The 24,091-nt window shown below is 38.5% G+C and carries 34 protein-coding genes; 30 read left to right on the forward strand and 4 right to left on the reverse strand.

From position 1 onward, the window contains the following. The first annotated feature begins 18 nt into the window (after positions 1-18). The 3 genes from B5D30_RS01935 (at position 19) to yidD (ending at position 2,814) form a co-directional block, all read left to right on the forward strand. Complete coding sequence (locus B5D30_RS01935) at positions 19-1,332, forward strand: ISLre2 family transposase (RefSeq protein ID WP_078806348.1); 1,314 nt, start codon at positions 19-21, stop codon at positions 1,330-1,332. Positions 1,333-1,859: 527 nt separating this feature from the next. Then, a complete protein-coding gene (gene rpsD, locus B5D30_RS01940; protein WP_078806349.1) occupies positions 1,860-2,471 on the forward strand; it encodes a 30S ribosomal protein S4 in 612 nt (203 codons plus the stop codon). A gap of 55 nt (positions 2,472-2,526) precedes the next feature. Continuing rightward, on the forward strand, positions 2,527-2,814 hold the full coding sequence (yidD, locus tag B5D30_RS01945; protein ID WP_078806350.1) for a membrane protein insertion efficiency factor YidD: 288 nt from the start codon (positions 2,527-2,529) through the stop codon (positions 2,812-2,814). A gap of 20 nt (positions 2,815-2,834) precedes the next feature. On the opposite strand, the gene B5D30_RS01950 is transcribed toward yidD, so the two are convergent. Then, positions 2,835-3,008 carry a DUF3042 family protein gene (locus tag B5D30_RS01950; protein ID WP_078806351.1) on the reverse strand — a complete coding sequence of 58 codons (174 nt, stop codon included), beginning with the start codon at positions 3,006-3,008 and terminating at the stop codon, positions 2,835-2,837. Between the two features lie 221 nt (positions 3,009-3,229). Next, positions 3,230-3,976, reverse strand: a complete 747-nt coding sequence (locus tag B5D30_RS01955) for a MurR/RpiR family transcriptional regulator (protein ID WP_078806352.1) — start codon at positions 3,974-3,976, stop codon at positions 3,230-3,232. Positions 3,977-4,278: 302 nt separating this feature from the next. Between B5D30_RS01955 and B5D30_RS01960 the strand changes: the two genes are divergently transcribed. The 15 genes from B5D30_RS01960 (at position 4,279) to B5D30_RS02005 (ending at position 13,544) form a co-directional block, all read left to right on the forward strand. Next, positions 4,279-4,719: a PTS sugar transporter subunit IIA gene (locus tag B5D30_RS01960; RefSeq protein ID WP_078806353.1), complete on the forward strand. Its 441-nt coding sequence runs from the start codon at positions 4,279-4,281 to the stop codon at positions 4,717-4,719. 1 nt (position 4,720) lies between these two features. Further along, positions 4,721-5,002: a preprotein translocase subunit YajC gene (gene yajC, locus B5D30_RS01965; protein ID WP_159443169.1), complete on the forward strand. Its 282-nt coding sequence runs from the start codon at positions 4,721-4,723 to the stop codon at positions 5,000-5,002. A gap of 62 nt (positions 5,003-5,064) precedes the next feature. Continuing rightward, a complete protein-coding gene (locus tag B5D30_RS14195; RefSeq protein WP_268802085.1) occupies positions 5,065-5,190 on the forward strand; it encodes a hypothetical protein in 126 nt (41 codons plus the stop codon). Continuing rightward, entirely contained in the window at positions 5,190-5,315 is a 126-nt protein-coding gene (locus B5D30_RS14200) for a hypothetical protein (protein ID WP_268802085.1), read from the forward strand. The genes B5D30_RS14195 and B5D30_RS14200 overlap by 1 nt, the downstream gene beginning before the upstream one ends. A gap of 123 nt (positions 5,316-5,438) precedes the next feature. Continuing rightward, a complete protein-coding gene (locus tag B5D30_RS14205) occupies positions 5,439-5,564 on the forward strand; it encodes a hypothetical protein (protein ID WP_268802086.1) in 126 nt (41 codons plus the stop codon). Further along, positions 5,564-5,695 carry a hypothetical protein gene (locus tag B5D30_RS14210; RefSeq protein ID WP_268802087.1) on the forward strand — a complete coding sequence of 44 codons (132 nt, stop codon included), beginning with the start codon at positions 5,564-5,566 and terminating at the stop codon, positions 5,693-5,695. The genes B5D30_RS14205 and B5D30_RS14210 overlap by 1 nt, the downstream gene beginning before the upstream one ends. Beyond that, a complete protein-coding gene (gene agaV / locus B5D30_RS01970; RefSeq protein WP_078806355.1) occupies positions 5,667-6,143 on the forward strand; it encodes a PTS N-acetylgalactosamine transporter subunit IIB in 477 nt (158 codons plus the stop codon). Before B5D30_RS14210 ends, agaV begins: the two co-directional genes overlap by 29 nt. A 101-nt stretch (positions 6,144-6,244) precedes the next feature. Continuing rightward, the gene (locus B5D30_RS01975) at positions 6,245-7,045 is read left to right on the forward strand and encodes a PTS mannose/fructose/sorbose/N-acetylgalactosamine transporter subunit IIC (RefSeq protein WP_078806356.1); all 801 of its coding nucleotides are present in this window, start codon (positions 6,245-6,247) and stop codon (positions 7,043-7,045) included. Next, on the forward strand, positions 7,035-8,048 hold the full coding sequence (locus B5D30_RS01980) for a PTS system mannose/fructose/sorbose family transporter subunit IID (protein WP_078806357.1): 1,014 nt from the start codon (positions 7,035-7,037) through the stop codon (positions 8,046-8,048). The genes B5D30_RS01975 and B5D30_RS01980 overlap by 11 nt, the downstream gene beginning before the upstream one ends. Before the next feature lie 131 nt (positions 8,049-8,179). After that, on the forward strand, positions 8,180-9,337 hold the full coding sequence (locus tag B5D30_RS01985) for an SIS domain-containing protein (RefSeq protein WP_078806358.1): 1,158 nt from the start codon (positions 8,180-8,182) through the stop codon (positions 9,335-9,337). A gap of 2 nt (positions 9,338-9,339) precedes the next feature. After that, the gene (gene nagA / locus B5D30_RS01990) at positions 9,340-10,494 is read left to right on the forward strand and encodes an N-acetylglucosamine-6-phosphate deacetylase (protein ID WP_078806359.1); all 1,155 of its coding nucleotides are present in this window, start codon (positions 9,340-9,342) and stop codon (positions 10,492-10,494) included. A 194-nt stretch (positions 10,495-10,688) separates the two neighbouring features. Next, positions 10,689-10,826 carry a hypothetical protein gene (locus tag B5D30_RS13420; protein ID WP_159443170.1) on the forward strand — a complete coding sequence of 46 codons (138 nt, stop codon included), beginning with the start codon at positions 10,689-10,691 and terminating at the stop codon, positions 10,824-10,826. Beyond that, positions 10,823-11,755 (forward strand): tagatose-6-phosphate kinase, encoded by a 933-nt coding sequence (gene lacC, locus B5D30_RS01995; protein WP_078806360.1) that lies wholly within the window; start codon positions 10,823-10,825, stop codon positions 11,753-11,755. The genes B5D30_RS13420 and lacC overlap by 4 nt, the downstream gene beginning before the upstream one ends. A gap of 23 nt (positions 11,756-11,778) precedes the next feature. After that, complete coding sequence (gene fba / locus B5D30_RS02000) at positions 11,779-12,624, forward strand: class II fructose-1,6-bisphosphate aldolase (RefSeq protein WP_078806361.1); 846 nt, start codon at positions 11,779-11,781, stop codon at positions 12,622-12,624. A 167-nt stretch (positions 12,625-12,791) separates the two neighbouring features. Continuing rightward, positions 12,792-13,544, forward strand: coding sequence for a hypothetical protein (locus tag B5D30_RS02005; RefSeq protein ID WP_078806362.1), 753 nt, complete (start codon positions 12,792-12,794; stop codon positions 13,542-13,544). Positions 13,545-13,613: 69 nt separating this feature from the next. Here the strand turns inward: B5D30_RS02005 and B5D30_RS02010 are convergent, their stop codons facing one another. Continuing rightward, positions 13,614-14,192: a helix-turn-helix transcriptional regulator gene (locus B5D30_RS02010; RefSeq protein WP_078806363.1), complete on the reverse strand. Its 579-nt coding sequence runs from the start codon at positions 14,190-14,192 to the stop codon at positions 13,614-13,616. Between the two features lie 153 nt (positions 14,193-14,345). Here B5D30_RS02010 and B5D30_RS02015 point away from each other — a divergent pair, with 153 nt between their 5' ends. The 12 genes from B5D30_RS02015 to B5D30_RS13425 all read left to right on the forward strand — a co-directional run bounded on the left by B5D30_RS02015 (position 14,346) and on the right by B5D30_RS13425 (position 22,982). Continuing rightward, positions 14,346-14,879, forward strand: coding sequence for a YqeG family HAD IIIA-type phosphatase (locus tag B5D30_RS02015; protein WP_144399447.1), 534 nt, complete (start codon positions 14,346-14,348; stop codon positions 14,877-14,879). 1 nt (position 14,880) lies between these two features. Then, positions 14,881-15,990 (forward strand): ribosome biogenesis GTPase YqeH, encoded by a 1,110-nt coding sequence (yqeH, locus tag B5D30_RS02020; protein ID WP_078806365.1) that lies wholly within the window; start codon positions 14,881-14,883, stop codon positions 15,988-15,990. Between the two features lie 87 nt (positions 15,991-16,077). Beyond that, positions 16,078-16,389, forward strand: coding sequence for a ribosome assembly RNA-binding protein YhbY (gene yhbY, locus B5D30_RS02025; RefSeq protein ID WP_078806366.1), 312 nt, complete (start codon positions 16,078-16,080; stop codon positions 16,387-16,389). A gap of 39 nt (positions 16,390-16,428) precedes the next feature. Next, positions 16,429-17,070 carry a nicotinate-nucleotide adenylyltransferase gene (locus tag B5D30_RS02030; protein ID WP_078806367.1) on the forward strand — a complete coding sequence of 214 codons (642 nt, stop codon included), beginning with the start codon at positions 16,429-16,431 and terminating at the stop codon, positions 17,068-17,070. After that, positions 17,045-17,650 carry a bis(5'-nucleosyl)-tetraphosphatase (symmetrical) YqeK gene (yqeK, locus tag B5D30_RS02035; RefSeq protein WP_234984599.1) on the forward strand — a complete coding sequence of 202 codons (606 nt, stop codon included), beginning with the start codon at positions 17,045-17,047 and terminating at the stop codon, positions 17,648-17,650. The genes B5D30_RS02030 and yqeK overlap by 26 nt, the downstream gene beginning before the upstream one ends. Positions 17,651-17,690: 40 nt before the next feature. Continuing rightward, the gene (rsfS, locus tag B5D30_RS02040) at positions 17,691-18,050 is read left to right on the forward strand and encodes a ribosome silencing factor (RefSeq protein ID WP_200806696.1); all 360 of its coding nucleotides are present in this window, start codon (positions 17,691-17,693) and stop codon (positions 18,048-18,050) included. After that, a complete protein-coding gene (locus B5D30_RS02045; RefSeq protein WP_078806370.1) occupies positions 18,050-18,784 on the forward strand; it encodes a class I SAM-dependent DNA methyltransferase in 735 nt (244 codons plus the stop codon). Before rsfS ends, B5D30_RS02045 begins: the two co-directional genes overlap by 1 nt. A gap of 435 nt (positions 18,785-19,219) precedes the next feature. Next, the gene (locus B5D30_RS02050) at positions 19,220-19,867 is read left to right on the forward strand and encodes a VTT domain-containing protein (protein ID WP_234984600.1); all 648 of its coding nucleotides are present in this window, start codon (positions 19,220-19,222) and stop codon (positions 19,865-19,867) included. Positions 19,868-19,879: 12 nt separating this feature from the next. Beyond that, on the forward strand, positions 19,880-20,737 hold the full coding sequence (locus B5D30_RS02055) for a hypothetical protein (RefSeq protein ID WP_078806372.1): 858 nt from the start codon (positions 19,880-19,882) through the stop codon (positions 20,735-20,737). A 286-nt stretch (positions 20,738-21,023) separates the two neighbouring features. Continuing rightward, positions 21,024-21,401 carry a GntR family transcriptional regulator gene (locus B5D30_RS02060; protein WP_078806373.1) on the forward strand — a complete coding sequence of 126 codons (378 nt, stop codon included), beginning with the start codon at positions 21,024-21,026 and terminating at the stop codon, positions 21,399-21,401. Positions 21,402-21,410: 9 nt separating this feature from the next. Next, positions 21,411-22,793, forward strand: a complete 1,383-nt coding sequence (locus B5D30_RS02065) for a PH domain-containing protein (RefSeq protein WP_159443171.1) — start codon at positions 21,411-21,413, stop codon at positions 22,791-22,793. 39 nt (positions 22,794-22,832) lie between these two features. Further along, positions 22,833-22,982: a hypothetical protein gene (locus B5D30_RS13425; protein WP_159443172.1), complete on the forward strand. Its 150-nt coding sequence runs from the start codon at positions 22,833-22,835 to the stop codon at positions 22,980-22,982. Positions 22,983-23,013: 31 nt separating this feature from the next. Here the strand turns inward: B5D30_RS13425 and B5D30_RS02070 are convergent, their stop codons facing one another. Continuing rightward, positions 23,014-23,787 carry a DeoR/GlpR family DNA-binding transcription regulator gene (locus B5D30_RS02070; protein WP_078806374.1) on the reverse strand — a complete coding sequence of 258 codons (774 nt, stop codon included), beginning with the start codon at positions 23,785-23,787 and terminating at the stop codon, positions 23,014-23,016. Positions 23,788-24,091: the final 304 nt, after the last annotated feature.

A 24,091-nucleotide genomic window follows, 5' to 3' on the forward strand; every position in this document is an offset into this window, starting at 1 on the left:
ACAAGAAAGGATAGATTTATGCAGACTTCATTTAACGAACAAGAAGCGAAAAAAGAATTTCAAGCAAAATTTGTTGAAAACTTTAAAGAAAAATTGAAAAAAGTAGACCAGAAAAAAGGCATGGAATTAAGAGCAGCAGGTTGGCAATTGATTAAAACTGCCATGAGAACTGTTATTTTTTCGTTTGGGGAAGTAACATTCTCGAGAAGATGTTACCGTAAAAATGGAGTCAATAGATATCCTGTTGATGAATGGTTGGGACTAGAGCCGTATGAACGCTTTTCAACAGAACTTTTATTTGAGCTGAACAATTTGGCTACGGAGGTAGCGTACAGAAAAGCCGCTAATCTGTTTGAAGTCCTAAAAAATGTTTTTGTTACGAAAGATACGGTTTTAAAGTCGAGAAAGTTGGCTACTCAACGTTATGAAGAACAGCAGGAGTATCGCTATTTCAAGGAGCAAGAAAATTCAGGGAAAAAGGAAGTTGAGAAGATTTATGTTGAGGGGGACGGAGTGCAAGTAAATACCCCTAACACCGAAACAAAAAGAACGGATTTATCTCATTTCGTGGTTCACGAGGGAGTTGAAAAAGAGTATGGTGAACGCAAAAAATTAGTTGAAAAGCATGAAATTTTAGAAGCAAAAAACAAAACCGCACGTGAAAAAGTGCTTGACTACCTATACAATCATTATCAAATCACAGAAAACACGTTGATGATTACAAATAGCGACATGGGAAAAGGTTATATGTTTGAGACGTTTAGTGAAATGGCGAAAGCCTTTGGATGTCGCCATGAGCATTTTTGGGACGAATTTCATTTGGTTGAGAGAATTAAGCAAGAGTTTGCCATTTTTCCAATAGAAATAAGAGAGCCATTAATTGAAAGCATCATGAAAGCAATCGAAAAACATTCCAAAAAAGAATGTCAGCTTTTTTTAGATACGCTAGAAAGTTTAATTGGAGATGAAACAAAACAAGAAAACTTTGCGAAATTCAGTAGGAAACTATTGAATAATTTCCAATACACCAAGCCAGCTCACATGAGAGGGTTTACGCATGATGGAATCGGGATTATGGAGAGTTTGCACGCAAAAATCGCTAGTCGTATGAAAAATAGAGGAATGTACTGGTCAGTAGAGGGTGCGACCACCATGGCGAAAATGATTATAGATAAAGCAGAGGGAACATTGAGAGATTTGTTCTGTGGTTCATGGCGAGAAGAATATGAAAAATACCAAGAGATGTCAGCATCCGCAGCAGACTATTTGTATCGAGGTGAAAGTGAAGTAGCCCTTCCCAAGAGTTCTTTGCAGTGGTGGAAAAAAGTGTGAAATCGGTTAAAATATTGGTTTTAAGGCAAAAAATATAACTTTTTTTTATAAAAAATCTTGATTTCACATAGGAAGTTTGTTAAAATAGTCTATATAAATAAAGGAGCAAGTAGTTCACACCTGCCCCTCTATTGAGCAAAGCAATAGCAGTGCTTAACTCAACTTGGATTATTTTATAACAGTAAATTATAAAAATCAAGGGAAAGTTTTGCAAAATCGTGAACTTTTCTTTGATTTTTTTCTATTTTTTAGCCCTCTTAAATCCCGATATTATTGAGAAAAACACTTTTAACCAAAATTTAGACACACACAAGGAAAACTTTCCCTTGAACTCCCCCAAAAAAAATGCTATAATAGTAATCGTGTAAAATAACGCAGCAGAAAATGAATGTTCTCGTCAACAGTTGCTCACAATCGTAAAGTAGTAACCGCGGCTGCAAAGGTGAAACTTGGAGAGGAACTGCACGAAATAGGTATTTTCATGATTATTTTACTCCAAAAAATATTTTATTATTGGAGGACTACAAATGTCTCGTTACACTGGACCATCTTGGAAATTATCACGTCGTTTAGGTATCTCATTGTCAGGTACAGGAAAAGAATTGGCTCGTCGCCCTTACGTACCGGGTCAACATGGACCAAACAGCCGTACAAAACTATCTGAATACGGATTGCAATTGGCTGAAAAACAAAAATTACGTCACACTTATGGAATGAACGAACGTCAATTCCGTAACTTGTTCGTAAAAGCATCTAAAATCAAAGAGGGAACGCTTGGTTACAACTTCATGACTCTTTTGGAACGTCGTTTGGATAACGTTGTTTACCGCCTTGGTTTGGCTACAACTCGTCGCCAAGCTCGTCAATTGGTAAACCATGGTCATGTTTTGGTAAACGGAAAACGCGTAGATATTCCTAGCTACTCAGTAGAAGTAGGTCAAGTAATTTCTGTTCGTGAAAAATCTCAAAACGTTTCAGTAATCAAAGAAGCGGTTGAATCTATCGTTTCACGTCCATCTTTTGTATCTTTTGATGCAGAAAAATTAGAAGGAAGTCTTACTCGCCTTCCAGAGCGTGATGAAATCAACCAAGAAATTAACGAAGCGTTGATCGTAGAATTTTACAACAAACAAATGTAATTTTATTAACAGGAACCTTTTTATCGAGGTTCTTGTTTTTTTAGAGGTAAGCCTTATGTCAAAAATTTTGTTGTTTTTAGTGCGTGGTTATCAGCGTTTTCTTTCGCCTATTCTTCCGCCGAGTTGTCGCTTTCATCCTACTTGTTCCAACTATATGATAGATGCAATACGCACGCATGGAGCATTTAAGGGAGGTTTAATGGGGGTTGCACGTATTTTGCGTTGTCACCCTTTTGCTAAAGGTGGTATTGATTATGTGCCGCTTACTTTTTCGCTCAAGAGAAATCTTGATGAAGAATATCACGGACCGTATAATAAACGAAAAAAGCACAGGGAAAATTGATCTCCGAGTGCTTTTTTTGATTATTTTGCAATGCGTTTGCGTTGTGCTTTTTTACGGTTTTCTTCGATTTGTCTTTCTTTTTCGTCAATCGGGTCAATCACCGTTTTTTTCACCATTGTAATTCCTGCTGCGACAAGTCCGAGTGTTGCAGCGATACCTGTTAATAATCCTGAAGTAAATCCTTTTTTTGCCATAATATTCTCCTTTTTTTGTCTAGCTCCATGGTGCTGAAGTCTGGCAACGGCTCACAATATAGATCGCTGTTAGAGACTTAAACCCGCCATTCTTCGCTTTTTTTTATTGATTTTTTTAGAAACATCTCGTTTCAAAGAAATTTCTTTCTTCCTTTATTATGCTACAAATGGAAAATAATTTCACGAAATAACGTTTAGATTTTAAAAATTTAGAGGTACCCCTATCCTTTTTTATTTACATAGATTGCGTAAGCGTCGGCTAAAATGCGTGCGATAATGTTTAGTGGCAGTCTGCTGGCGACATCTATTTCGTGGTCGAAAATAGTCATTTTTGATTTGTAAACAGGAATGCAGACGTGCGAGAGTTTGGCGATTGGGCTAGGAACAGTCGCAGTAAAGGACATGACAATTGCTCCATTTTTTCTCGCATCTTGTGCAGCTTGTACAAGTTCAGGCGTTTTTCCGCTGAGTGAAAAGAGAATGATTAATTCATCTTTGCACGATTTTTTTCCATAGTAGGAAATATAGGACGGATCATCTTCACGTCTGCAATTTTTACCGAGTAACTGCAATTTATTCTTCATTTCCATGCCGACAAATGAGCTTAAACCAGTAGAAAAAATCGAAATTTTCTCCGCCTGATCAATGAGTGAGACACATTTTTCCAGATCGCTCGCAGAAAGAGAATTGATTGTTCGTCGAAGTTCATTTTCATTTTTGAAAATAGCTTCATTGATTTCTTGAGAAAAGCCATTGTTGACCAAGTCTCGTTTTTCCATTTTTAAGAGCTGTCGATATTCTGAAAATCCGTCATAGCCCATTTTTTTGACAGTGCGAGTAATTGTTGAATTGCTGACGTGTGTTTCTTCTGAAATTTGTACAATGGAGAGTTTTGAGACTCTGTCTGTATTTTGTTGTAGCCAATCCCACAAATATTGTTCTGTTTCACTCAAAGAAGTAGTATCCATATGAACGCCTCCTAATAGTAAGAGATAGCCTGTTTTTAGATGAAAGATGAAAAAATTTTAAGTTTTCATGAGAGAAAAATTTTTTCCATTTTTTTACCAAACCCTAGAACTTATGCTATCTTAGCCAATTTGAAATTGTATTGAACTAATTTTATGATAAACTATTTTCTTAATTTTTGCTAGTTATTTTGAAAACATTTCCAGCGAAAAAGCTATTATTTTGAAAACATTTCCAGCGTGAAAGAGATTATACTAGGCATATAGAAATACAACAAATACATTTGTAGAAGGGAGAGAAGGTTATGCTTTCTGCATTACTTACAGGGCATGCACAATTTGCAGGTGGGCTATATTCGGCACTTGCAATGATTGCAGGAGAACAGGAAAACTTTGAAGTCCAGCTGTTTGAGGAAAATATGAGCATGGATGCGTTCAAAGAAAATGTTGCCCAAAAAATCCAAGCACTTTCAAATGGAGGTGAGAATGAAGTTTTTATTTTTACAGATTTAAAAGGAGGAACTCCTTTTAATGTGGCAATGCTTGAGACGTTTGAGTGTGAAAATGCGTATGTTTACGCAGGGACAAATCTTCCGATGTTGCTTGAATTTTGTGGCTGTCGCATGATGAAATTGCCGTCAGATGAAGTGGAAAAAATGATTTTGTCTGCTGGTCGAGATGGACTTGTAACACAAAAACTGAGCGTTGCAGCGGAAGAAGAGGATGACGAAAGCGAGGGTATTTAATATGAAAATTGAGCTGATTTTAAACAGTGCGATCGCTTTACTCATTTTGGTTTTGCTGACGATTACGCTTTATAGCTTGGTTAGCATGAAACGACTCAAGGCACGTCAAAAAGAAATCGCAGCACTTCATAAAAATTTGGCGATTGGTCAAAGAATTATGTTTAGCGGTGGTTTGATTGGCTTTGTCGCAAGTATTCAAAAAGACTTTGTCTTTGTAGACATTGGAGGTGGTGTAAAACTTGAAATTTCTCGCTACGCAATAACAGAAATTCTACCAAACTAAATCACAGCACGTTGTAGCTGTAAAAAGAAAAGCAGAGAGGGGCAACTCAGGAGTTGCTCGTAGTGAGCCACAGCATTTACTTGCTGGAAACGAAGTTTCAAGTAGCATTTCGAACAACGCCCCAACTCCTGCCCCTCGTAGCTAGACAAAAAGAAAAGCGGAGAGGGGAGCTCAGGAGTTGGTCGTAGTGAGCCACAGCATTTACTTGCTGGAAACGAAGTTTCAAGTAGCATTTCGAACAACGCCCCAACTCCTGCCCCTCGTAGCTAGACAAAAAGAAAAGCGGAGAGGGGAGCTCAGGAGTTGGTCGTAGTGAGCCACAGCATTTACTTGCTGGAGATGCAGTTTCAAGTAGCCTTGCGAACAACGACTAAACTCCTGCCCTCATAGCTAGACAAAAAGAAAAGCGGAGAGGGGAGCTCAGGAGTTTGTCGTAGTGAGCCACAGCATTTACTTGCTGGAAACGAAGTTTCCAGTGCTGTTGCGAACAACGCCCCAACTCCTGCCCCTCGTAGCTAGACAAAAAGAAAAGCGGAGAGGGGCGGTCAGGAGTTGGGCGTAGTGAGCCACAGCATTTACTTGCTGGAAACGAAGTTTCCAGTGCTGTTGCGAACAACGCCCCAACTCCTGCCCCTCGTAGCTAGACAAGAAAGGAATAAGAAATATGCCAAACATTTTACTTACACGTATTGACAATCGATTAATTCATGGACAGGTGGCAACCCAATGGACAGGGTCAATCGGTGCAAATCTTTTGCTTGTAGCAAATGATGACGTAGCAGGAAATAAGTTGCGTCAAGGAATGATGGATATGGCGGCACCAACAGGGGTAGCAACACGGTACTTCACATTGCAAAAAACGATTGATATTATCGAAAAAGCAAATGAAAAACAAAAAATCTTTATCATTTGTGAAACGCCCTTAGATGTCCTAACGCTTGTGAAAGGTGGCGTGCCAATCAAAAAAGTTAACATTGGAAATATGCACATGAGCGAGGGCAAACGGCAAGTAGCCACCACCATTGCAGTAGACGAAAAAGACGTGCAAGCATTCAAAGAATTGCAAGAACTGGGTGTAGAGCTACAAATTCAACGTGTGCCGTCTATCGCAGAAGAAGATGTAAACAAATTGTTTTCATAAGGAAGTTCGGGGTAGGAACAAGAATGGTTGTAAAGTTGGTAGTAATACTTGACAGAGAGTGAAAATTCTCTAGTCAATAAAAAAATATAGGAGGCTAAATCATGCACGCATCTATTATTCAGATTGTACTGGTTTTTATTTTCACATTCATTTGTGCAATTGACCAGTTCAGTTTCTTAGAATCATTGTATCAACCGATTGTAACTGGTTGTGTTATTGGACTTATTCTTGGCGATTTGAAAACAGGTCTAATCGTTGGAGGTACGTATCAGCTGATGACAATTGGGAATATGCCAGTAGGGGGTGCTCAACCACCGAATGCTGTAATTGGAGGCATTATGGCAGCGATTCTTGCCATTAGTCTAAAGTTAGAGCCTACTGCAGCGGTAGCCACCGCCATTCCGTTCTCATTGCTCGGTCAATATGCAGTAACCCTTATTTTTACCATTATGTCACCTGTAATGAGTAAAGCAGATACTTGTGCAGAAAATGCAGATTATAAAGGGATTGAACGGATAAACTATGGAGCCATGGCGGCTCTCGGGGCAATATTTGCTGTTATCGTTACGCTTTTCTTCATTGGAGGAAGTCAATTTGGACAAACGGTTGTAAGTGCTATTCCAGAATGGCTCATGAAAGGGTTAGGAGCAGCAGGAGGCATGATGCGTTATGTCGGTTTTGCCATTTTGATTAAAGTAATGGTTTCACGTGACCTTTGGGGATTTTTCTTCTGTGGATTTGCTTTAGCAGCTGTAATGGCATCTATCGAATCCTTAAGTGGTCCAGCCTTAATTCTTTTGGCGTTTATCGGTTTCGCTCTTGCGTTCTGGGATTTCCAAATGCAAACTAAATTAAAAACAGCAGAATCTACAAATGATGGAGGTTATGAAGATGGCATATAATATTCCAGACAACTATAAAAATTCAACGCCAGCAGAGCCTCTTGATAAAAAAACATTGAACCAAATGGTTTGGCGTTCACTTTTCTTGCAAGGTTCGTTTAACTACGAACGTATGCAGGCAGGTGGTTGGCTCTACTCTATTTTACCGGGACTTCGAAAAATTCATAAGGATAAAGACGATTTAGCGGCATCTATGAGCCACAACTTAGAGTTTTTCAACACTCATCCATTCTTAGTAACTTTTGTAATGGGGATTGTGTTATCACTTGAACAAGGGAAAGCAGATATTCCGACTATCCGTGCAGTGCGTGTGGCGGCAATGGGGCCATTAGGTGGAATTGGCGATGCACTTTTCTGGTTTACACTTGTACCGATTGTTGCTGGGATTACGTCCAATATGGCAATTAGTGGCAGTATAGCAGCACCATTTATCTTCCTTATCGTGTTCAATGCGGCACAATTTGCGATTCGTTTCTTCTTGATGAAATGGTCTTATCGCTTAGGTATGGATGCAATTGGGATTTTGACGGAAAATGCAAAAGAATTTACACGTGCAGCCAGTATTTTGGGTATTTTTATCGTAGGTTCACTTACTTGTGTTTACGGAGCAACAAAAGTAAACATTCAAATTCCGAATGGAACAACAAACGAAGTTCGTCAAATTACAACCGTTGTGCCAACAGAAGATGTAGATAAATATGCAGATATGCTCTATAAAGACGGCAAGGAAAGCGAAGGACTTCAGGACAATGCAGCGATTACAGATTTGAAAAATGGCAGTTCAGAAATTACTATGAACCAAAATGAAACAAAACCTGTAACGATTGACATTCAGAAAATTTTAGATGGTATTTTACCGTCTATCATTCCGCTCGGTATGACGCTATTGCTTTACTTCTTACTTGCAAAATTCAAATGGACGCCAATCAAATGTATTGCACTTCTTTTGGTTATTGGTCTAATTGGAAGTGGCTTTGGCATTTGGCCGAATATCTGGCCTTAAAGAACTTGTATACGGGCGTGGATAAAAACTTATTCACGCCTGTTCTTGTAAAAAAAGAAGGAGGTAAGGAGGTTGCGAACAGTTAACACCCTCTTGCCTTTCGTAGATAAAAATATAAGGAGACAAACCAAATGCTAAAATTTACAGATGAAGAATTGAAAGACTTGGGTGCGATTATTACCGCAAGGGAAATTTATCAACAGCCAACCTTGTGGCAACAGACACTTGAAGATTATGTAGGAAAAAAAGGGGAGATTGACAAATTTTTAACTGATTTTCTTGAGAAACATACGTTTGGGCGTATTATTTTTACAGGTGCTGGGACGAGTCAATATGTGGGAGACGTGGTGCAAAGAAGTCTACAAAAATCGGGAGATACGAAACATTTCCGCTTTGAAAGCATTGCGACAACCGATATTGTGGCAACACCTGAGACAACACTTGAAAAAGATACTCCGACGATTTTGATTTCGTTTGCTCGTAGTGGAAATTCTCCAGAAAGTCTCGCAGCAGTGGAATTAGTTGACCAAGTGGTGAGGGATAGTTATCACATTGTAATGACTTGTGCAAAAGAAGGCAAGTTAGCTAAACAGACAGAAAATCGTCCAAATGCTCTTGTTTTACTTTTGCCAGAGAAATCAAACGACCAAGGGTTTGCTATGACAGGCAGTTGCTCGAGTATGATGTTGCTTGCGACACTTGTGTTTTCGACATTTAGCGAGGAGAAGAAAGCCGAACAAGTTGGCAAAATTATTCAAATTGCACAAGATGTTTTGGATAGAGAAGCAGAAGTGGTTGCTCATTTGCCGAAAGATACGCAGAGGGTGATTTATGTAGGAAGTGGTCCAGCAGCAGCGTTGACACGTGAGGCACAGCTGAAAATTTTGGAGTTGACCGCAGGAAAAATTGCGACACTCTATGACTCTAGCATGGGCTTGCGACATGGTCCGAAATCTTTTATTGACGAGAAAACAGCGGTTTATGTTTATTGTGCAAACGATAACTATACTCGCCAGTATGATTTGGATTTGTATAACGAAGTAAAAGAAGACGAAATTGCTAATGTTGTTACGCTCATCGGTCAAGGACTAGAGGTTGACGGCTTTGAACTTGGAAGTGAGAAAACATTAGAAGAAGAATTTATCGTTTTTCCATTTCTCGTATTTGCTCAAATTATTTCTATTACCGCCTCTGTGATGATAGGAAACACACCAGACACGCCAAGTGCGACAGGAACGGTGAATCGTGTGGTGAAAGGTGTTATTATTCACGAGTATGAGGAGAGGTGACGATGAAAAAATATATTCTTGCAGATAAATTTTTCTACCCTAATCGTACAAGAGGGAAAGGGTATCTTGAGATTGTAGATGGTAAATTTGGTAGGTATTTTGAAACTCTACCAGAAGAAAATGCCGAAGTGGTGGATTATAGCGGAAAATGGATTGCACCGGGTTTGGTAGATACGCATATTCATGGAATGTTAGGCGTAGATGTAATGGATAACAAGCCAGAAGATGTCACGACAATTATGAGTGAGGGCTTGCTGAAGTGTGGAGTAACTTCCTTTTTACCAACGACATTGACGGGTGATTATGATTTGTTAGAAGAAGTGGCACGTGGAATTGCAGAAAACAAAGAGTTGGCAACAGGTGCGAAAATTCAAGGTATTTACTTTGAGGGTCCTCATTTTACAGAGGAGCATAAAGGTGCTCAAAATCCTAAGTATTTTGAAAATCCAAGCATTGAACAGTTTAAAAAATGGCAAAAGGCAGCAGGTGGTTGTATCAAAAAAATCGCCATTGCTCCAGAGCGAGAGGGGGCTAGAGAATATGTGCGTATGTTGAGTGAGCAAGGAGTTGTAGTAGCTCTTGGACATTCTAATGCGACATACGAACAAGCCGCTGATTGTGTGGATGCTGGAGCGAGTGTTTGGGTGCATACATTTAACGGAATGCGTGGCATGACACATCGTGAGGCAGGAATGGTGGGAGCGGCGATGACGTTGAAACATACATTTGCGGAGTTGATTTGTGATGGTCATCACGTTGAACCTGTTGCGTGCGAGGTGTTAATGGATAAAATTGGCCGTGACCATATTGCGTTGATTACCGATTGTATGCGTGCAGGAGCGATGCCTGATGGTGAGTATATTTTAGGTGAATTTCCTGTGGTAGTGGCACAAGGAATGGCTCGATTGAAAGAAGGAGCGTCTTTAGCTGGTTCAGTTTTAGAGTTAAAAGATGCGTTGAAAAATGTTGTTGCGTGGAATTTAGCGACACCAGAAGAAGCAGTTGAAATGGCAAGCCTTATTCCTGCGGTGAGTTGTAAAATTGATGACAAATGCGGAAAAATTATGGCAGGACGTGACGCAGACTTTATCGTTCTCGACCACGAAATGAACCTATGCGAAACCTACCTTAACGGCATTAGTCGCTATAAAGCATAAAAGCGAAGAGGGGCGGTTTGGAGTTTGTCGCAGTGAGCCACAGCATTTATTTACTGGAAACATAGTTTCCAGTGCTGTTGCGAACAGCGACCAAACTCCTGCCCCTCGTAGCTAGCCACATAAAGGCGAAGAGGGGCGTTTTGGAGTTTGTCGCAGTGAGCCACAGCATTTATTTACTGGAAACATAGTTTCCAGTGCTGTTGCGAACAGCGACCAAACTCCTGCCCCTCGTAGCTAGACACATAAAAGCGAAGAGGGGCGTTCTGAAGTCTGCAACAGTGAATCACGTCGTTCATTTACTTGAAAAGAAAAACAAGGAGCAAAGAAAATGATTGTAACAGTCACATTGAATCCGTCTGTGGATATTAGTTATCAATTGAAACAATTTCACATGGATACGGTCAATCGTGTGGAAAATGTTAGAAAAACAGCAGGTGGCAAGGGGTTAAATGTTACACGTGTCTTGGCACAATTAGGTAGTGCGGTACTCTCTACTGGATTTCTCGGTGGCAGTTTGGGTGAAGAAATCATCTCTCAGCTTGATGCGGCAAATATTCCACACGCATTTACCACGACAAAAGCAAATACAAGAAATTGCATTGCCATTTTGTGCGAGGGAATGCAAACGGAAATTTTGGAAAAAGGCGAGAGTGTGCAAGAAAAAGAAATGAAACTTTTTCTTGAAAATTTTCATAAGCTAATAAAAGAAACGGACGTCGTCACGCTTTCTGGTAGTTTGCCAAAAGGTGTACCAGATGATTTTTACAGTCAGTTGATAAAAATTGCACATGGAGACAATGTAAAAACAGTACTTGATACATCAGGAGCAAGTTTAAAAGCGGTATTTGCGACTAAAAACTATCCAACCGTTTTGAAACCAAATCATGAGGAAATCGCCGATTTGCTTGGGGTGGAAGAAACACGTGAAATTCCAAAATTGAAAACGTATCTTTCCAATTCATTATTTGACGAAATCCCGATTATTTTGCTTTCTTTAGGAGCAAAAGGAGCAATGGTCAAACATGAAGGACGTTTTTACCAAGTGATTATTCCGAAAATCGAAGTGAAAAATCCAGTAGGATCTGGAGATTCTACGGTAGCAGGAATTGCAGATGCTTTGGCAAAAGGTGAGGACATAGAAACGCTTGCTAAAAAAGCAAATGTCCTTGGTATGTTGAACGCTCAAGAAGAAATAACAGGTAAGGTCAACTTAGCCAATTATGAAACACTTTATCAGCAATTGGAATGGAAAGAAGTTTAATATTTAAATATAAGGAGAAAACCATGCTAGTAACCAGTAAAAAAATGATTTTAACCGCTCAAAAAGGCGGTTATGCCGTAGGGGCATTCAATATTGAAAATATGGAAATGGCGATGGCTGCGATTCAGGCGGCAAATGATTTGCACTCGCCAATTATTTTGCAAACGACACCGGGGACGTTGAAATACGCTGATTTGAGTGTGTATTTGGCAAACGTCAAAGCTCTTGCGGAACAAGTGGAGATTCCCGTGGCGATGCACTTAGATCACGGTTCAAGTTTTGAACTTGCAATGCAGGCACTTCGCACTGGGTACACTTCTATCATGATTGACGGCAGTCACGAGCCATTTGATCAAAATGCTGAAGTTAGCCGTCGTGTTGCGGACGCCTGTCGTCCGAACAATGTGCCAGTAGAGGCGGAACTTGGAAAAGTGGGTGGAAAAGAGGATGATTTGGACGGCGGAAGTGGCAATCCTTACACTGTGCCGAGTGAGGCAAAAGAATTTGTCGAACGAACACAAGTGGATTACTTGGCAATTGCAATCGGCACGAGTCATGGCATTTACAAAGGGGAGCCAAAACTTGACTTTGACCGTTTGGCTGAAATTCGACAAGTAGTTGATATTCCACTTGTTTTACACGGCACAAGCGGTGTGCCAGACGAGCAAGTAAGAAAAGCTATTGCAGGAGGAATTTGTAAAGTAAATTATGCAACAGACCTCAGAATTGCCTATACAAAAGGAGTACGTGAAACTCTAAAAGATGAAACGGTCATTGACCCTAAAAAATACGGAACACTCGGCATGAAAGAAGTCTATGATTTAGTTTCCGAAAAAATCAAAGTATGCGGAAGTGATGGAAAGGCATAACATTTGGTTTGTTGTTTGAACTTCCTATTTTGAAAAAAGCTACACCCACGCACGACCGTTCACGTGTGTGGGTGTTTTTTAATAAGCAGACCTTTATTGAAGTGTTTATACCTTTTTGTGTTATGATAAAAAAACAGATATTTATCTAAAAAATGAGGAGTGGAACAATGGAAATCAAATTGAACGGTGTTATTGCAAAAAATAGTGTAAAAATAGAACTGGAAAATCAAACGGTGATACAGTTTTCTAAAGATTTACCGAAAGAAAAGAGAAGTGTTATCCTTTTGTTGAAAGAGAATAGCCCCGTTTTTATAGGTGAAAATCCAGAAAATATCGAGTTTGATAAAGCGGTTAGTATTTTGCCGAATTGGGAGTTGGAACCTTGTTATCTTGTGAAGATTCTTTGTGATATAGCTAAGGAAAATGGAATTGTTTTAGAGGAAGATGACACAAAAATTCCCAAAAATCAGCAAAGAAAAGTCTCAGAAAAGGCAAAACAAGTATGTATGGTGCTTGAAGTTTTTGGTGTGAAATTAGAAAAAGAGAAGAAGAAACCTGCAAAAGCTCAGCATCGCTGGAGTAAAGAAGTTAGCCAAATTGAATTTTTCATAGATACTTTTGACAGTAGAGCCGTTGTTCTTTGGCAAAAACGCAATGAAATGCTGATACGAAAAGGGGCGAAAATGCGAGAAATTCCTCCATTGAACAAGGACGGGAGTGTTGGTTTTGGTGTGAAAATGGCAGAAAAAATTCGTTTTGACAATCAAGAGAAGTTTTCTAACCTTACAACAAACGAGGATATTGTGCTAAAAAGCGTCAACGAAGTCGGGTTATTTCTTTATTTTGGTGGCACAAATGGTTGGTTGGAGTTGAAAGATAAAGACGGAAAAACGATTGATGAGTGGACGGTGGTGAAATAGTATTGAATAGCACTCTAAAATCTTACGTTTGAAACGGAGGTTTTAGAGTGCTATTCAGTATATGGAAAATTATATCTGTTTTTTGAGCAGAACATTCGCAAAATCTAAAATGATTTCTTGATTTTGGCTGTTTAATTTTTTTGAAACACATAAAATCTTCGCCAATTTCTCGTTTGTGATTGTAGGATTTTCGGTTATTCCTGCAATATATTCAGAACTAACTTCAAAGAAAATCGCAAGTTTTAAAATTTCATCAGCACGTGGCAAGCGTTCGCCTGTTTCTATTTCGTTCAGTGAAATAGTAGAGATATTTATTAGTTTAGAAAACTCATCTATTGAGTAACCTTTACTTTTTCTTAACTTTTTAAAACGCTCTGATGATGTTTTTGTTACTGTTTCTTTTTCTACTTTATAACGTGGGTCAAATTCCTCCAGTGGAATTTGGAAGAAGTCGGCTATCTTTTGGGAGTTTTCTTTGTTTGGTATAGATATTCCTTTTATATACGAGTGTATATTTTGTTTTTTAATCGAAGTTGCGTTTGATAAATCTATTTGCCTTAACTTACTAATCTTAAGTAATTCTTTTATCCGCTCAGATATTATTTCCCTATTTTTTATATCCTCTTTCGTTAGTGTTCCTCTACCCAATTTCGCACTTCCTTTCAGAAATCTTTCCTTTTATAAAATTGTACACGAATAAATTCTAAAGGGAAAGATGTTTCTTCTTACCTTTTCCTCTGCATTACTCGAAAAATCCACCAAACTATGATAAAATCACGAGAGATACTGAATTTAAATAGAATGGATAAAACAATGGTAGAAAAATACAAACCGACATTTTTGGTAGAGGCAGTTTACCAATTGACACCAGAGATGCTGAAAAAACACGGGTTTAAGGCTGTTTTGACGGATTTGGATAACACTTTGATAGCTTGGAACAATCCACTTGGGACACCAGAGTTGCACACGTGGCTTGAGGAACTCAAACAAGCGGAAATTCCAGTGGTCGTCATTTCCAACAACAGCCACAAGCGAATTGAAAAAGCAGTAGCACCTTTTGGTATTCAATTTGTCAGTCGTGCGATGAAACCGATGATAAAAGGGTTTCGTGAGGCAGAAAAACTACTTAACTTAAAACCAAGTGAGCTAGTCATGCTAGGAGACCAGCTGATGACTGATATTTGCGGGAGCAACCGAGCAGGGATTGCCAGTGTTTTGGTCAAGCCTGTTGTTCAAAGTGACAGTTTTGCGACGAAATTTAATCGCATGAGAGAGCGACGTGTGTGGAAAAAATTAGAAAAAAAATATGACATGACGTTTCAGGAAGGAATTTAACATGACGGAAAATTTACAATGTATTGGTTGTGGTGCAACCATTCAGACAGAGGATAAGGAAAAAATTGGTTTTACACCAAAAGCTGCCCTTGAAAAAGGTATGGAAACAGGGGAATTGTATTGCCAACGTTGCTTCCGTTTGCGTCATTACAATGAAATTCAAGATGCTTCTTTGACAGATGATGACTTTTTGAAATTACTTCACGAAGTTGGTGAGAGCGATTCGTTGATTGTCAATGTCGTGGATATTTTTGATTTTAATGGTTCGATTATTACAGGTTTGCACCGTTTTGTAGGGAATAATCCCATTCTTTTAATCGGGAATAAAAAAGACATTTTGCCTAAATCTTTAAAAGTAGCACGATTGACTCAGTGGATGAAAGAACGTGCCAACGAGTTAGGATTGAAACCAGTGGACGTTTTATTGACTTCTGCGAAAAAACCAGAGAATTTAGAAGAAATTTTGTCCAGCATTGAGCATTATCGCAACGGAAAAGATGTCTATGTGGTAGGAGTCACCAATGTTGGAAAATCAACGTTAATTAATAAAATTATCCAATCACGTGCAGGACTTCAAGAGATTATCACGACCAGTCGTTTTCCCGGAACAACTCTTGATAAAATTGAAATTCCATTAGATGACGGGCATTTTATCATTGATACGCCGGGGATTATCCACCGACATCAAATGGCACATTATCTTGGGAAAAAAGATTTGAAAATCATTGCACCACAAAAGGAAATCAAACCGAAAGTTTATCAGTTAAATGCTGAGCAAACGCTATTTTTAGACGGGTTAGCACGTTTTGATTTTATCAAAGGCGACAAACAAGGATTTATTTGTTATGTGGCAAATGATGTGACAATTCACCGCACGAAACTTGCCAAAGCAGATGAATTTTATGAAAAACATAAAGGTGGTTTGCTTACACCCCCACGTGCGGATGAACGAGAGCATTTCCCACGTCTTGTGCGTTTTGAGCATTCGATTAAAGAGAAAAGTGATATTGTCTTTGCTGGTCTTGGTTGGATTAGCGTAAAAGGTCCTGCAATTGTGGCAGGCTGGGCACCAGAAGGTGTAGATGTATTGGTAAGAAAATCACTGATTTAAGGCGAAAGAAAAGCGAAGGGGGCGTAAGGAGTTTGTCGCAGTGAGTATTAGAAAAATGATTGAAATTATGAAAATGAGGAAAAGAAATTGAATTTAACTGGAAAACAAAAAAGATTTTTAAAAAGTAAAGCACATCATTTAACCCCTGTTTATCAAATTGGAAAAGGTGGGTTGAATGACGAGATAAAAACAGGGATTCGTGAGGCTTTGGAGCGTCGTGAATTGATTAAAGTGTCTCTTTTACAAAATACAGACGAGGAGGCAAGTGAGGTTGCTACACTTTTAGCAGAACAACTCGGACTTATGGTTGTGCAAATCATTGGTCGAGTGTTGGTGCTATTTAAACCGTCAAGTAAGGAAAAATACCAAAAACTTTCAAAGGAAGTAAAATCCATTTAGTTGACAAGCGAAAAATTCGTGAAAAGATGGAGTAAAGCTATGACAAAAGCGAAAGAAACAGTTGAAACAATGGTGGAGACAACACAAAAACGTCGTCAAATTGGGATTTTAGGTGGCAATTTTAATCCTGTTCACCATGCACATTTGCTGATTGCTGATCAAGTGGAGCAACAACTTGGGCTTGATAGAGTGTATCTTATGCCAGAATGTTTGCCGCCACACATTGATACGAAAGAAACGATTTCAGCAGAGCATAGACTCAATATGTTACAATTAGCCACAAAAGACAATGTAAGACTTGGCATTGAAACGATTGAATTACATCGTGGTGGGAAAAGCTACACTTATGACACGATGAAACAATTATTGGAGCTAAATCCAGAGGTTGACTATTATTTTATTATCGGTGGGGATATGGTGGAATATTTGCCAAAATGGTATAAAATTGATGAATTGGTTGATATGGTGCAATTTGTTGCGGTAGAAAGACCAGAGTATAAGGCAAGTACAACTTATCCTGTAATTTGGGTGGATGCTCCGAAGTTAGATATTTCTAGCTCAAAACTACGTGAAATGATAAACAAAGGTATGGAGCCACGTTATTTATTACCGAGTGAAGTATTGAACTATATCAAACGAAACGGACTATATACAAATGGAAAAGAAGAACTTAATGTATAGCGGAAAGTATTTTCAAGGAACACGTGAAGAATTGCTCAAGCGTGTGAACTCCGTGATGAGCGAGAAACGTTTTCGCCATGTGTTAGGAGTGGAAAAAGCGGCATTTCACTTAGCTGAAAAATACGGTGAAGAGCTTGAAAAAACAAGCATTGCTGCACTTGTACATGATTATGCAAAGGAAAAAAGCGATGATGAAATGATTGCACTCATTCGAGAAAGTGCGATAGATAACAAGATTCTTCCATTTGGCAACAATATTTGGCATGGCATAGCAGGAGTCGAAGTGATTACTCGTGAGTTGGCAATTGACAACGAAGAAATTTTGCAAGCAGTACGTGTGCATACAACGGCATCTTCACAGATGAGTTTGCTAGACAAAATTATTTTTGTAGCAGACTATATCGAAGAAAACCGTACATTTCCACTTGTCGAAGAGGCAAGAAAAATTGCAGAGGAAAACTTGGATTTCGCAGTAAAATTTGAACTTATACACACACTAGAACATTTGATTGCCCAAAATGCAAAAATTTACCCTCAAACTATTGAGGCATACAATACTTGGGTGGCAGGAATGAAATGATAACGAAGAAAACTTTGATCGGAAAGGAATTATTAAAGAATTGGATACGAAAAAATTATTAGAATTAGTAGTAAAAGCAGCAGATAGCAAACGAGCAGAGGATATTTTGGCTCTTGACGTACAAAAAGTAAGTCTACTTGCCGATTATTTTGTTATTACACATGGGAACAATGAGCGACAAATTCATGCGATTGTAGACAATGTAGTCGAAGAAATTGGAAAAAATGGCGGGCTTGTGAAACGCATTGAAGGTCGTGACGGCGGAAAATGGATTTTAGTGGACTTGGGAGATGTGATTTTACACGTATTTTCAAAAGACGAGCGTGATTATTACAACCTTGAGAAACTTTGGAGCGATGCCACACTTGTGGAACTTACAGATTGGATAAGTGCAGAGTAATGGAAAATTATGAAACCTTTGCTTTTATTTATGATAAGGTAATGGATACTTCGCTTTATGAAAAATGGTTGTCTTTTTCTAAACGTCATTTGCCAAAAGAAACGAAAAGTTTGCTAGAGCTTGCTTGTGGCACAGGTGCGTTAGCCGTAGAACTTGCCAAAGAGGGATATGAGGTGACTGGGCTTGATTTGTCCGAAGAAATGCTCATGATGGCATACAATCGTGCAGTAGAAGAAGAAGTCAATATTCAGTGGTGCGAGGGCGATATGCTTGATTTGTCTGAAGTTGGCACTTACCAAGCGGTCACTTGTTTTTCAGATTCACTTTGTTATATGAAAAATCGTCAAGAAGTACAACAAGTATTTGATGAAGTGTATCGAGTGTTAGAAGATGACGGGGTATTCATTTTTGACGTCCATTCTATTTACCAAATTGATGAAGTGTTTCCTAACTATTCTTATCATGAAAATGAGGAAGACTTTGCGTTTTTGTGGGATAGTTTTTCTGGAGGAAAAACTCATTCTATCGTGCATGAGCTAACTTTCTTCGTAGAAAACGCTGAGGGAGTGTTTGAACGCATTGACGAAGTGCATGAAGAACGTACCTACTCCTTAGAACAATACCAATTTATGCTCGAAAGTGCAGGATTCAACAACATCGAAATTTACGCAGATTTCAAGGACACCTCCCCAACAAAAGAAAGCAAAAGATGGTTCTTCGTCTGCGGGAAATAGAAAAGCTACGAGGGGCGATTTGAAGTCTGCAACAGCGAACCATGTCGTTTATTTACTTGAAGCGAAGCTTCAAGCGACATTGTGAGCAGTTGCCAGACTTCAGCCCCTCGCAGCTAGACACAGAAAAGCTACGAGGGGGCGTTTTGAAGTTTGTGGCAGTGAGCCGTGCCGTTTATCTACTCGAAACGCAGTTTCGAGCGGCACTGTGAACAGCCACCAAACTTCATCTCTCGTGTAGGTAGATTTTTTCTAGCGTGGTTTGGCATAATGTCCTAGCCTTGCTTTTTTTCGGAAAACAGATAAGCATTTTCTTAATTTTCCTTATATCAATTAAGTATAGCACTTGTCTTTCAACAAAAAATGCTATAATAGCAAAGACAAATCTAAAAGGAATCACGAATTTTTATAGGGTTCTATGTATAAATGGAGGGTTTTATGTTTAATTTTACAGAGCTATTGACACAGCTTTTGCACAATCGGGAGATTTATTTTTATCTTGTGCTAGGATTGATTATTTTTGTGGAAACAGGAATTGTGATTTTCCCATTTTTACCGGGGGATTCGATTTTATTTTTTGCAGGAAGTGTGGCAGCACTAGGGTCAAATAGTATTTCGGTGACTGTTTTAGTTGTCTCGCTCACTATTCTTGCGTTTTTTGCCAATTTGTTGAACTATGAAATAGGTCGTCATTTTGGCGAAAGTCTGCACAAACATCCGAAATTGACCCGTTTCTTAAAACCTCACTACATTGAGGAGGCAGAGCAATTTTTTGAAAAATACGGTTCGTTTGCCATTTTCCTCGGTCGATTTATGCCGATTATCCGCACGATTGTGCCGTTTACTGCAGGGACAAGCAAAATGCCACACAAAAAATTTGTGTTATACAATGCACTCGGAGGTTTTACTTGGATATTTCTTTGCGTGATAGCAGGATTTTTCTTTGGGAACATTCCGTTTGTGCAAAAGCATTTTGAATTGATTATGATTGCGATTATTTTCGTTTCATTAATTCCAGCATTTTTGATGGCGGCAAAACGAATGATTGTTAAGAAACATACGATTCTTGAAGAAAAGAAGAAGTGAGGTGTGTAAGAGATGATTGACCAGTTTATAGATTATGCCATTCAAAACGGTGGTTGGATGGAGCTTGACCGTCAATATTTGGCGAACAAGATTTTTGACTTGTCAGGTGGCGACATGGATGCCGACTCTTCTTTGTCTGCAAAGCAAACTGCTGAGGCTTTGGCGAAGAAAGCAACGGACAAGGAAGATATTCAATACATGATTTTTGTGCAGTTATTAGACTTACTCACTCCTCCGCCAAGTGTGGTAAATGCTTATTTTGCCGAGCATTATCATCAATCACCAGAGACGGCAACGAAATACTACCATGATTTACTCAAAGGAATTGGCTTTTTTGAGACAAGCTATGCTAAAAAAGAAGAAGATTTCTTGAATTTTTACGCTGAAGGAACGCTTGTTTCGATGAACAATCGTTTTATTCGCATGAATCTTTCTGGTCAAAGTTGGGGATTTCAGCTATTACCGAATGAAAACGAAGAAATTGGCATGATTTTCCCAGAGTACGAGGCACAATATTCTACGCTGAAAAAAGTGCTAACGAAAATGTTTGAGATTACCGAAACATTCCCACACTACGAGATTTCTATGGCACCAGCATGGTTTCGTACTGCTCCTCGCAAGGAAAATCATACCCCAAGCGTATTGCACGAGTTAACTTCAACAGAATTAACCGAAGCCTGCGTTTACGAGGAAACAAACCAACTAGAATTAACCAGCTACAACACAGACGAATTGATTGTATTCGCTAAACAAATTCCTTATCAAGCCTACAAAACGATTACAGGCTATCGCACAAATAATCAATTTACTTTGCTTATTTCGTTTAAGGATGAGTTTTTGTTGAGGGAGAATCTTTTGAGGATAAAATAAAAGAACTCCGTTTCATCCAAAATCAGCTAGTTTCTCTTGTTTTTAGGAAATCTGGAAACTAGCGATTTTGGGTAAGTATGAGGTTTTAGAGTTACCCGTAAAATCCCCCGCGAATTCATCAATCTTCCAGTTAAATTTCACGCTATTTTTCAACTTAGCTGGAAGATGTTCGCTAACACTTTTTTTAATCGCTATAAAAGTCAAGTTCGTTGAGAACTTCTTTTTTTGTATTTATTGTATTATATGTTATAATACATATATAAACAACATGAAAGGAAGTGATGAAATGTTGATGACGATCCAATTCGAAAGCGAAACCCCTATTTATCAGCAAATTCACGACCAAGTGATTTTAGGTTTAGCAAAAGGAGAATTGCACTGGGGAGAGGATTTACCAAGTGTGCGTGCCATGTCAGAAGAAATAGGTGTCAATATGATGACCATTCAAAAAGGCTATCAAGCACTGAAAGACGAAGGGATTTTGGTAAGCGATAGAAGAAGTGGAACGAAAATTGTAACGACACCGCCTAAGATATTTACAAACCAAGCAAAATTTCAGGAGATTCTCTTGCAACTTATGGCACTTGCCAAAATTCACAATATTTCTCTTGAAGAAATGAATGAGACCATTACTAAAATTTATCACGATTTAGAAAGAAAGTAGGTGCAAATGATGCTCTATATTATATTTCCTGCTATTCTCTTGTTTACAGGAGTTGTTCTCGTTGTTGCAATGTATATCACACAACTATCGCAGAAAAATATTGTGCTAGAAAATACTTTGCCAAGCGAACTATTGCATCACACAACAGTCAAGAAAGTTCTTACGACTATGCTCAAAAGAATGAGTGCGACGGTGATTATCACTTGTGTGTTAAGCTGCTTGACCTCGTTCATTCCATTTGACTCTATACAACTTTTTGCTTTTTTCTTCTTGCTATTTGGTATGCTTGCCCTTATTTTTTGGGAGCATATTCTTGCGATTGGTGAAGTAAAAGAGTTTAAGCAAAAAATGCTAGGAGTGACTGAGGAAAATGAAAAAAGAACGGTTTTGATTGATACTCATGTCGTCTCTCAAAAGGAGAAGGGAGTGATTTCTCCTATTTGGTTTTGTATGCCTATCCTTTCAAGTATTGTAAGCCTTGTGTATCTACTGCAACATACAAAAATGTGGAGCAGTATTTTTACTTTGAGTATTTTGATTGTTTTGTTTCTCGTAATACTCCTTTATTTGTATAAAACCGTTCGCAAATTGCCTGTTAAGGCGATTACTTACAATACAAAAATCAATTTCATTCTTTCTTCGATACGAAAAAAAGCATGGAACAAAATGATTTTATTGTTGATAGGTTATTCAGCCGTTCTCATTTTTATAACCAGTATTGGACTTAGTACGACAGATTATCAAAAAAATATTTTTGCACTGGTAATTCTTTTGGTTGCCACCATTTTCTTGATTGTGTCTCTTTTTATTCTTTTGGCGAAATTGCGTCAGCAAATGAATCTTCATTTACAAGGAGTCAAAATAATAGAAGAGGCGAACGAGGACAAATATTGGCGATACGGGGTTTACATTAACAAAAACGATCCAAGATTATTCGTTCCTTATCGCACCAATTTGCAGATTACAATCAATTTAGGAACAAAAATAGGAAAAGGAATACTGATTGGCATTTTTGGCTTTATCATAGTGCTTATCACCTCTCTAAGCCTTATGCTTGCTTATAATGATTTTACACCACAGCCTTTCACCATTCAAAAAGAAAAAAATGCTTTGGTGTTACATCATTTTTTGACGACAAAGAAAATACCTGAGAGCAAAATCGAAAGCATCGAGCTTATTGATACAAAATTAAAAAATGTCGTGAAAGTTGCAGGAACAAACTCAAAGCATTACAACACTGGGGAGTTTACAGTCAATGGAAAATCAAGTTTTCTTTTGATACACAACAACGTGAGGAAAATGATTGAGATAAAAACACCAGAAAAAGTGTACTATCTCAATTATCGAACAGCTGAGGAAACTAACAGTGTATATCAAACGATCACGAAATGAAAAAAGAAAAGCGAGAGGGGCGTTTAGGAGTTTGTCGCAGTGAGCCTTGCCATTTACTTGCCTGAAGCAGAGCTTCAGGTGGTATTGCGAACAGCGGCCAAACTCCTGCTCCTCGCAGCTAGACAAAGAAAAGCGAAGAGCGACGTTTTGAAGTTTGCAACTTGTAGCCGAAAAAGAAAGGATAAGTAGGAATTGCTCACTTATCCTTGCTTTTTTCCTATCAATAAGGATTCACCTGTATCACCTGCACGCCTTGAGCCTCAATTTGTCGAATGATTTCTTGGTTGGCATAAATGTCGGTAATCAAATAATTGATAGACTTGATACTTGCCGTTTTGAAATTAGTAATCAACCCAATTTTTCGGTAATCTGCGACAAGAATAATAGGGCCAGAAGTATTTTGAATCATGATGCGATTGATTTCTGCCTCGTTTAGTAGTGGAGTGGTTAATCCGGCAGTATACGTCACACCGTAGCTGCCGATAATCGAAAAATCGGCAATCATGTTGTGAAAAAAGGAGGCAGCAAACTCTCCGACTAAAATTTCACGAGGGAAACGAACTTCGCCACCAGAAAGCAAAATGGTCGTCTCAGGGTGCTGTTCGCTGTCAATAATTCGCACATTGTTGGTCAAAATGGTCAGCCGTTTATCAGCAAGTTTTTTGACCGTTTCCATAGCAATAGAAGAAGAATTGACAAAAATAGTACTTCCTTCTGGAATTAATTTTGCGGTAACCGAGGCAATATTTTCCTTAATTCGCTGTATTTCTTCATTTTTATTTTCATTGATTGGTGTTTCTGGAATACAGGCAGCTTTGCCACGTTTGCGAAAGATTTTTCCCATTTTTTCTAGCTTGCTCAGATCACGGCGAATGGTTACCTCAGAGCATTTCAAATATTTGCTAAGCTCTGCAACGGTTAATTCATTGTTTTCTTGCAATGCTTGGTAAAGCAAACTTTGTCGTTCGATTACATTTTTGATAGAATTTTTCATTGTTTTTCCTCCACAGTTGTCAAGTCAATTTTTCCTTTACAATAAGGGCACCTCTAAAAACTCGCACTTATCCTAAATTGCTAGTTTTCCAATTTTCTTCGTCAATCTCCTCAAACTATGAACCACATAGCTTTCGTCGATTTCCTCGAAAATCGAAAAACTAGCTAATTTAGTCTTAAGCGGAGTTTTTAGAGGTGCCCATAATAATACTTTCTTTTTCTTTTATTATAAGCAAAAATCAAGAAAAAGAAAGCGTTTCACTCTTAAAAAATACAAAATTATCATATAAACTTTATTAATATTC

This window comes from Pilibacter termitis (genome assembly GCF_900167335.1).
GTDB lineage: Bacteria > Bacillota > Bacilli > Lactobacillales > Streptococcaceae > Pilibacter > Pilibacter termitis.

What these genes read in the sequence shown, in the direction of transcription:
- lacC (WP_078806360.1), top strand. Translation starts at nt 10,823, where the DNA reads ATGATTGTAACAGTCACATTGAATCCGTCTGTGGATATTAGTTATCAA.
- B5D30_RS02045 (WP_078806370.1), top strand. Translation starts at nt 18,050, where the DNA reads ATGGAAAATTATGAAACCTTTGCTTTTATTTATGATAAGGTAATGGAT.
- yidD (WP_078806350.1), top strand. Translation starts at nt 2,527, where the DNA reads ATGTCAAAAATTTTGTTGTTTTTAGTGCGTGGTTATCAGCGTTTTCTT.
- B5D30_RS02015 (WP_144399447.1), top strand. Translation starts at nt 14,346, where the DNA reads ATGGATAAAACAATGGTAGAAAAATACAAACCGACATTTTTGGTAGAG.
- B5D30_RS02005 (WP_078806362.1), top strand. Translation starts at nt 12,792, where the DNA reads ATGGAAATCAAATTGAACGGTGTTATTGCAAAAAATAGTGTAAAAATA.
- yqeK (WP_234984599.1), top strand. Translation starts at nt 17,045, where the DNA reads ATGGAAAAGAAGAACTTAATGTATAGCGGAAAGTATTTTCAAGGAACA.
- B5D30_RS02065 (WP_159443171.1), top strand. Translation starts at nt 21,411, where the DNA reads ATGCTCTATATTATATTTCCTGCTATTCTCTTGTTTACAGGAGTTGTT.
- B5D30_RS01935 (WP_078806348.1), top strand. Translation starts at nt 19, where the DNA reads ATGCAGACTTCATTTAACGAACAAGAAGCGAAAAAAGAATTTCAAGCA.
- B5D30_RS02060 (WP_078806373.1), top strand. Translation starts at nt 21,024, where the DNA reads ATGTTGATGACGATCCAATTCGAAAGCGAAACCCCTATTTATCAGCAA.
- B5D30_RS02030 (WP_078806367.1), top strand. Translation starts at nt 16,429, where the DNA reads ATGACAAAAGCGAAAGAAACAGTTGAAACAATGGTGGAGACAACACAA.
- nagA (WP_078806359.1), top strand. Translation starts at nt 9,340, where the DNA reads ATGAAAAAATATATTCTTGCAGATAAATTTTTCTACCCTAATCGTACA.
- rpsD (WP_078806349.1), top strand. Translation starts at nt 1,860, where the DNA reads ATGTCTCGTTACACTGGACCATCTTGGAAATTATCACGTCGTTTAGGT.
- B5D30_RS02055 (WP_078806372.1), top strand. Translation starts at nt 19,880, where the DNA reads ATGATTGACCAGTTTATAGATTATGCCATTCAAAACGGTGGTTGGATG.
- B5D30_RS01980 (WP_078806357.1), top strand. Translation starts at nt 7,035, where the DNA reads ATGGCATATAATATTCCAGACAACTATAAAAATTCAACGCCAGCAGAG.
- fba (WP_078806361.1), top strand. Translation starts at nt 11,779, where the DNA reads ATGCTAGTAACCAGTAAAAAAATGATTTTAACCGCTCAAAAAGGCGGT.
- agaV (WP_078806355.1), top strand. Translation starts at nt 5,667, where the DNA reads ATGCCAAACATTTTACTTACACGTATTGACAATCGATTAATTCATGGA.
- yajC (WP_159443169.1), top strand. Translation starts at nt 4,721, where the DNA reads ATGAAAATTGAGCTGATTTTAAACAGTGCGATCGCTTTACTCATTTTG.
- B5D30_RS01985 (WP_078806358.1), top strand. Translation starts at nt 8,180, where the DNA reads ATGCTAAAATTTACAGATGAAGAATTGAAAGACTTGGGTGCGATTATT.
- B5D30_RS01955 (WP_078806352.1), bottom strand. Translation starts at nt 3,976, where the DNA reads ATGGATACTACTTCTTTGAGTGAAACAGAACAATATTTGTGGGATTGG.
- B5D30_RS02070 (WP_078806374.1), bottom strand. Translation starts at nt 23,787, where the DNA reads ATGAAAAATTCTATCAAAAATGTAATCGAACGACAAAGTTTGCTTTAC.
- B5D30_RS01950 (WP_078806351.1), bottom strand. Translation starts at nt 3,008, where the DNA reads ATGGCAAAAAAAGGATTTACTTCAGGATTATTAACAGGTATCGCTGCA.
- yqeH (WP_078806365.1), top strand. Translation starts at nt 14,881, where the DNA reads ATGACGGAAAATTTACAATGTATTGGTTGTGGTGCAACCATTCAGACA.
- B5D30_RS01975 (WP_078806356.1), top strand. Translation starts at nt 6,245, where the DNA reads ATGCACGCATCTATTATTCAGATTGTACTGGTTTTTATTTTCACATTC.
- B5D30_RS01960 (WP_078806353.1), top strand. Translation starts at nt 4,279, where the DNA reads ATGCTTTCTGCATTACTTACAGGGCATGCACAATTTGCAGGTGGGCTA.
- B5D30_RS02050 (WP_234984600.1), top strand. Translation starts at nt 19,220, where the DNA reads ATGTTTAATTTTACAGAGCTATTGACACAGCTTTTGCACAATCGGGAG.